The organism is Streptomyces sp. UH6 (assembly GCF_013421635.1).
Taxonomy (GTDB): Bacteria; Actinomycetota; Actinomycetes; order Streptomycetales; family Streptomycetaceae; genus Streptomyces; species Streptomyces abyssomicinicus.
The window spans coordinates 1-7,210 of record NZ_JACADT010000226.1 but is presented as its reverse complement, the minus strand read 5'-3'; the positions used below and the strand labels follow the sequence as shown (position 1 = coordinate 7,210).

The 7,210-nt window shown below is 73.1% G+C and carries 7 protein-coding genes and 1 riboswitch; all 7 genes read left to right on the top strand.

Annotated elements, in window-relative coordinates; genetic code table 11:
• A partial coding sequence (locus HW445_RS33530; RefSeq protein WP_180221290.1) for a LysM peptidoglycan-binding domain-containing protein occupies nt 1-831 on the top strand: 831 nt, incomplete at its 5' end.
• A 221-nt stretch (nt 832-1,052) separates the two neighbouring features.
• A riboswitch (cyclic di-AMP (ydaO/yuaA leader) is annotated at nt 1,053-1,222 on the top strand.
• A gap of 4 nt (nt 1,223-1,226) precedes the next feature.
• Nucleotides 1,227-1,922: a transglycosylase family protein gene (locus HW445_RS13620; protein WP_180221289.1), complete on the top strand. Its 696-nt coding sequence runs from the start codon at nt 1,227-1,229 to the stop codon at nt 1,920-1,922.
• 300 nt (nt 1,923-2,222) lie between these two features.
• Entirely contained in the window at nt 2,223-3,509 is a 1,287-nt protein-coding gene (eno, locus tag HW445_RS13615) for a phosphopyruvate hydratase (RefSeq protein WP_151774489.1), read from the top strand.
• Between the two features lie 233 nt (nt 3,510-3,742).
• Nucleotides 3,743-4,267: a septum formation initiator family protein gene (locus tag HW445_RS13610; protein ID WP_180221288.1), complete on the top strand. Its 525-nt coding sequence runs from the start codon at nt 3,743-3,745 to the stop codon at nt 4,265-4,267.
• A gap of 36 nt (nt 4,268-4,303) precedes the next feature.
• On the top strand, nt 4,304-4,894 hold the full coding sequence (locus HW445_RS13605) for a DUF501 domain-containing protein (RefSeq protein ID WP_257231056.1): 591 nt from the start codon (nt 4,304-4,306) through the stop codon (nt 4,892-4,894).
• On the top strand, nt 4,891-5,832 hold the full coding sequence (locus HW445_RS13600) for a Ppx/GppA phosphatase family protein (protein ID WP_180221287.1): 942 nt from the start codon (nt 4,891-4,893) through the stop codon (nt 5,830-5,832). Before HW445_RS13605 ends, HW445_RS13600 begins: the two co-directional genes overlap by 4 nt.
• 271 nt (nt 5,833-6,103) lie before the next feature.
• A partial coding sequence (locus HW445_RS13595; protein ID WP_180221286.1) for a hypothetical protein occupies nt 6,104-7,210 on the top strand: 1,107 nt, incomplete at its 3' end.

Sequence of the window (7,210 nt, the reverse complement as noted above, 5' to 3'; positions counted from 1 at the left end):
GCCCGGGTGGACACCGGGGTGGACGCCCTGCGGACCGGTGACGTGACCGGCCCCGGCGCCTACGCCGGTTCCGCGTCCGGCTGGGGCGTCGGCGGCGACCGCGCCGGAAGCGGGAACGCGGGCGGCGAGGCCGACGGCACCGCCGGTACCGGCGGTGCGGACGCCAAGGACACGAGCGGCGAGGCCGGCGAGCGGGACGGATCCGGCGAACGGGCCGACCGCTCCTCGGGCCACGCCCTCTTCCCCGGGGCCGAGTACGAGCCCGGGGACGACGGCGCGGTCGCGGACCTCGGCCTGGACCTGGGTCTGGTGGACACCGGCACCGGCGCCCCGGTGATCCCGGACCTGCCCGAACTGGGCGGCGGCTCCGGCGACCAGGGCGGTCACGGCGGCGACAAGGTCACCGAGGACGACAAGGCGACCGAGGGCGGCAAGGACAAGGACGACTCCGGGGAGAAGGGCGGCGCCGGCTCGGCCGACGAGGAGGACACGCTCCTCGGGGGCGGCGGCTCGCTCTTCGAGGACGACACGCCGCTGTTCGGCGGCTCCGGCGCACAGGAGGAGAGCACGGACGCCGAGTCCGGCTCCGGCCGCCACCGCGGCGCCAGCGCCGAGGAGACCGGCGAGGAGACCGCGGGCGGCTCCTCCGGCCGCCACGCCGCCGCCGCGGAGACCTACACGGTGCGGGCCGGCGACAGCCTGGTCTCCATCGCCGGGTCGGAGGGCGTGAAGGGCGGCTGGCGTGCCCTCTACGAGGCCAACGAGGACCTGATCGGGAAGAACCCGGACCGCCTCGCACCGGGCACGACGCTCACCCTCCCGGTCGGCTAGGCCGAAGATCAGGCAGGGTGAAAGTCGGGCAAAAGTGGGGGAGTTACCCACCTTTTCGTCCCGGAATGTCTGATTCCGGCGAAGTGAGAGATGGGTCTCAGAAGCCCTGATCGTCTTTGAAATCCCGGCCATGGCGTGGCTAACGTCGAACCGCTCGCTCCAGCGGCGGGCCCCGGCGGCCGTCACGCCTAATCCTGCCAACGGCCGTACGGGACTTGTCGTCGCGTCATGCGCCGCAGGCAGGAGCGGGGGAACCAGGTAGGCGCCGGGCCCGGTGGACAGTTCGCCGGGACCGGCTAGGGGTGAAGCCGCGTACCGGAAGGTGCGCGGCCGGGCGACCCTCATAGCCCGAACCCGACAGCTCACCTCGCAGGCGTCGGTGAGGGGATACCTCCATGTCGTTTACCTGCCAGGGCAAGCACCGTCGTCCGTCCAAGACCAAGCGCGCTCTCGCCGTCGCCGGCCTCACCGGCGCCGTCGTGGCCGCCCCGCTGCTCACGGCGGGCACCGCGTCCGCCGCCACGGAGTCCGAGTGGGACACCGTGGCCCAGTGCGAGTCGGGCGGCGACTGGTCGATCAACACCGGCAACGGCTTCTACGGCGGTCTGCAGTTCACCAACTCGACCTGGGCCGGCTTCGGCGGCACGCAGTACGCGGCCTCCGCCGACCAGGCCACCAAGGCCCAGCAGATCGAGATAGCCGAGAAGGTCCTCGCGGAGCAGGGTCCGGGCGCCTGGCCGCACTGCGGCACCGGCCTGTCCAGCGCTCCGTACCAGGGCGGCGCCGCCGAGGCCCCCGCCCAGGAGGCGCCGCAGCAGGAGGCTCCGGCCCCCGCGCCGCAGCCCGAGGAGACGGCGGCCCAGCCCGCCAAGGCCGAGAAGTCCGCGAAGGCCGAGAAGGTCACCACGCCCACCGGCGAGAAGGTCCTCAAGGGTGACGGCGAGTACAAGGTCGTCAAGGGCGACTCGCTCAGCAGGATCGCCGAGGAGCACGACGTCAAGGGCGGCTGGAAGAAGCTCCACAAGCTCAACAAGGACGTCGTCGAGGACGCCCGGCTGATCTACCCGGGCCAGATGCTCCACCTGAGCTGACCCGCCCCCGGGTCGCAGGTCCCGGGGCCGGACAGCCCCGAGGTCCCGCGGTCCGAAGAGACCCCGCCCCCGTGCGCGTCACCCTCGCGCACGGGGGCGGACCCATTTCCCCGCAATCCGCTCGGGGACTTTTTGTTTCGGGCCGGAACAATTAATCTCCTGTTACCCCTCCGTACAGGGGGCGACCGGCTGGCCGATCCCGCCCGGCCGGTTAGGCTCGGTCTCGCAGAGCCACGGAGGCTGTGCACCCCGTGCCGGACCAGGTGGTCCGGCACCACACGCGTCACATCCCAGAAGGAGATGCTCGTGCCGTCCATCGACGTCGTCGTAGCCCGGGAAATCCTGGACTCCCGAGGCAACCCCACGGTCGAGGTCGAGGTCGGCCTCGACGACGGCAGCACCGGCCGTGCCGCCGTCCCGTCCGGCGCCTCCACCGGCGCCTTCGAGGCCATCGAGCTTCGCGACGGCGACAAGAACCGCTACCTCGGCAAGGGCGTCGAGAAGGCCGTCCTCGCCGTGATCGAGCAGATCGGCCCGGAGCTCGTCGGTTACGACGCCACCGAGCAGCGCCTGATCGACCAGGCGATGTTCGACCTGGACGCCACCGACAACAAGGGCTCGCTCGGCGCCAACGCCATCCTCGGCGTCTCCCTCGCCGTCGCGCACGCCGCCGCCGAGGCCAGCGACCTGCCGCTCTTCCGTTACCTGGGCGGCCCCAACGCGCACCTGCTGCCGGTGCCGATGATGAACATCCTGAACGGCGGCTCGCACGCCGACTCCAACGTGGACATCCAGGAGTTCATGATCGCGCCGATCGGCGCCGAGTCCTTCTCCGAGGCCCTGCGCTGGGGCACCGAGGTCTACCACACGCTGAAGAAGGTGCTGAAGACCAAGGGTCTGTCCACCGGCCTCGGCGACGAGGGCGGCTTCGCCCCCAACCTCGGCTCCAACCGCGAGGCCCTGGACCTGATCCTCGAGGCGATCAAGGAGGCCGGTTACACCCCCGGCCAGCAGATCGCCCTCGCCCTCGACGTCGCCGCCTCCGAGTTCTACAAGGACGGCAAGTACCTCTTCGAGGGCAAGGAGCGCTCCGCCGCCGAGATGACGGAGTACTACGAGGAGCTCGTCGCGGCCTACCCGCTGGTCTCCATCGAGGACCCGCTGTTCGAGGACGACTGGGACGGCTGGAAGGTCATCACCGAGAAGCTGGGCGACAAGGTCCAGCTCGTCGGCGACGACCTCTTCGTCACCAACCCGGAGCGCCTCGGCCGCGGCATCGAGGAGGGCGCCGCCAACGCCCTGCTGGTCAAGGTCAACCAGATCGGTTCGCTGACCGAGACCCTGGACGCCGTCGAGCTGGCCCAGCGCAACGGCTTCAAGTGCATGATGTCCCACCGCTCCGGCGAGACCGAGGACGTCACCATCGCCGACCTCGCCGTCGCCACCAACTGCGGCCAGATCAAGACCGGCGCCCCGGCCCGCTCCGAGCGCGTCGCCAAGTACAACCAGCTGCTGCGCATCGAGGAGATCCTCGACGACGCCGCGGTGTACGCCGGCCGCAGCGCCTTCCCGCGCTTCAAGGGCTGACCCCGCGGGGGCCCGGCAGAAGGCCGCAGGCCCCTGCCGGAGCCCGCGGGACCCCCGGCCGACGCCACGGCCGCCACGGCCGACGACGTGCCCCCGGAGCGCCGCTCCGGGGGCACGCCCCTGTCCGCGCCCCGCCCCGCCCCGGCGTCACGTACCGTGTGCGGGGAAAGAGCACACGGACAGGCACGGCACACGGCACAGCACGCGGACGCCGACGGGGAGGCGCGGAGAAGATGGCGCAGAACCGGGACCGGTTCTCCACGACCACCCGGCTGCGGCTGCTCGGTGAGCAGACCGCCGCCCGCGTCTACCGCTCCCAGACCCGCCGCCAGGCCCGCCGTTCGCGGCTGACCGGCCGGGCCGCGCTGCTGGCCCTGGTGCTGTGCACCCTGATCGTCGCCCTGGCCTACCCGACCCGGCAGTACGTCTCCCAGCGCGCCGAGATCGCCGAGCTGGAGGAGGAGCGCGACGCCGCCCGCGAGCGGGTGGAGGAACTGCGCGACCTCAAGGCGCGCTGGAAGGACGACGCCTACGCCGAGCAGCAGATCAGGAAGCGGCTGCACCACGTGCGGCCGGGCGAGACCGGTTTCACCGTGCGCGGCGCCGCCTCCGCACGGAGGCAGGACGCCGGCCGGCCGACCGCCGACCGCCCCTGGTACGCCGTCCTGTGGGACGCCGTCGATAATGCCGACAAGGCCGACAGCGCCGCCGGTGCCGCGAGGGCCGACGGCGCCGGCACCGCGGCCGCGGCCCGCTGAGCCCCACCCGTAGACCGAGAGAGCAGAACCCCAGGCATGGAAACGCCCCCGCCGCCCACCGAGCGCACCGAGCCCACCGAAGCGGACGTCGAGGCGTTCCAGCTCCAGCTGGGCCGCCCCCCGCGCGGTCTGCGCGCCATCGCGCACCGCTGCCCGTGCGGACAGCCGGACGTCGTGGAGACGGCCCCGCGGCTGCCGGACGGAACGCCCTTCCCGACGACGTACTACCTGACCTGCCCGCGCGCGGCCTCCGCGATCGGCACGCTGGAGGCGGACGGCGTCATGAAGGAGATGACCGAGCGCCTGCGGACCGACGAGGAGCTCGCCGCCGCCTACCGGGCCGCCCACGAGGACTACATCCGGCGCCGCGACGAGATCGAGGTGCTGCGGGGCTTCCCCAGCGCGGGCGGCATGCCCGACCGGGTCAAGTGCCTGCACGTCCTGGTCGCGCACTCCCTGGTGGCCGGGCCGGGCGTGAACCCGCTGGGTGACGAGGCCCTCGCGATGCTGCCCGAGTGGTGGCGCAAGGGCCCGTGCGTCACGCCGGGCGCCTGCACCGCCGAGGCCGAGGCCGGCGCGGCCGACGCCGACGCCGCGGCCGCTGCCGACGGGGAGGCCGGCGCATGACCCGGGTCGCCGCGATCGACTGCGGGACGAACTCCATCCGCCTGCTGGTCGCCGACGCCGACCCGGCCACCGGAACCCTCACCGACCTCGACCGGCGGATGACCGTCGTCCGGCTCGGCCAGGGCGTGGACCGCACCGGCCGGCTCGCCCCCGAGGCGCTGGAGCGCACCTTCGCCGCCTGCCGCGAGTACGCCGCCGTGATCGCGGAGCACGGCGCCGAGCGGATCCGCTTCGTCGCCACCTCCGCCTCCCGGGACGCTGAGAACCGCGACGAGTTCGTGGCCGGGGTCCTCGCCGTCGTGGGCGTCGAGCCCGAGGTGATCACCGGCGACCAGGAGGCCGAGTTCTCCTTCACCGGCGCCACCCGGGAACTCGCCGGCCGCACCGACCTGGAGAAGCCCTTCCTGGTGGTGGACATCGGGGGCGGCTCCACCGAGTTCGTCGTCGGCGACGACCGGGTGCGCGCCGCGCGCTCGGTGGACGTCGGCTGCGTGCGGATGACCGAGCGCCACCTGGTCGACGAGGGTGTGGTCGTGGACCCGCCGACCGAGGAGCGGGTCGCCGCGATACGGGCCGACGTGGAGGCCGCCCTGGACCTCGCCGAGCGGACCGTCCCGCTGCGCGAGGCCCGCACCCTGGTGGGCCTGGCCGGCTCGGTCACCAGCGTCTCGGCGATCGCCCAGGAACTGCCGGAGTACGACTCGCGGGCCATCCACCACTCGCGGGTCTCCTACGAGCGGGTCCGCGAGATCACCGGCCGGCTGCTGGGCTCCACCCACGCCGAGCGCGCGGAGATCCCCTCGCTCCACCCCGGCCGGGTCGACGTGATCGGCGCGGGCGCGCTGGTACTCCGGTCGGTCATGGAGCGGACCGGCGCGCGGGAGGTCGTGGTCAGCGAGCACGACATCCTCGACGGCATCGCCTGGAGCATCGCCTGAGCGCTCGCTCACGCTCGCGCATGACATGAGTCACACAACCGGTGCGGACCGGGAGGGCAACCCTCCCGGTCCGCACCGTTTTGCACCCGGTTCCCGGTCCGCGGGCCCGGGGCGGTCCCGCGAAAGACCAGGGCGGATTCGGTCAACGCCTCATAAAATCCCGGGGGTTGACCATCGTCCCGTGCGTCACGCGCAGGCGGCCCCCGACGAGGGCCCCGGCGGTGGTCCCGCGCAGTCTTCCGCACACGTCACGCATTTCGCCCCAGGAGGCATGCTCGTGCAGAAACGCCGTTACCTGGCAGTGGCCGCCGCTCTCGCCGTCACCTCACCGCTCGCCCTGGCCGCCGCCTCGCCGGCGTTCGCGGACCCGGCGCCGGTGGTCGCCGAGTCCGGCTCCGGCCGTCAGGACCTGCAGGACGCCGTCACCGAGGCGCGTGCGGTCTACGCCGAGGCGGTCCGGGCGCGCATCGAGGCCTACGACAAGGTCGAGGCCCTCCTCGAGTACGACAAGGACAACCCGCCCGCGCTGGTGGTCGCCGCCGAGAAGACGCGGAAGGCGGCCGAGGAGGCGAAGGCGGCGTTCGACGCCGCGGCCTCGCGGGTGGACGACGCCGAGGCCGCGCTGGCCGAGGCCGACGAGGCCGGGAAGGCGGCCGCGGAGCAGGAGCTGGCCGACGCCGAGCTCGCCCTCGCCGACGCCCGGCAGCACCACCTCGAGGCGGCCGAGGCCGCCGAGGAGGCCGACACCGAGCTCGACGACGCCGAGGTCGCCGTACTGCGCGACTACGAGAGCGCCAAGCTGGCCGAGAAGTCCGCCGAGGAGGCGCTCAAGAAGGCCGAGGAGGCCCTCGCGAACGCCAAGGACTGCAAGAAGGACACGTCGCTGAAGGCCAAGGCGCTCGGCCTGCCCGAGCAGCTGGTCGCCGGCGAGCAGGCGACCTTCACCGTCCGGATGACCAACGGCAGTGAGCACACCCTCGACATCCGCCCGCTGACCTTCGTCGTCATCGACTCCGGCGGCGACCAGGACGACCTGAAGGCCGAGTGGAAGGACGGCGACGGCTGGAAGGCCCTGGAGACCGCCGAGAGCCCCGACGTGGTCTTCGAGGGCGTCGAGCCCGGTGAGCGGGTGGACGTGCGGATGCGGCTGACGCTCGACAAGGACGCGGAGGAGGGCCACGCGGTGGCCGCCTTCGCCGTGGACCCGGCCGAGGGTTCACTGCCGTGCCTGTACGGGCCGATGAAGACCTACGACCTGAAGGTGCTGCCGGCCGGCAGCACGCCCAGCCCCTCGCCGTCCGGGTCCGGTGACCCCTCGGCCAGCCCGAGCCCGAGCCCGTCCGGCTCCGGCACCCCGGGGGCCACCCCGCAGGGCGGC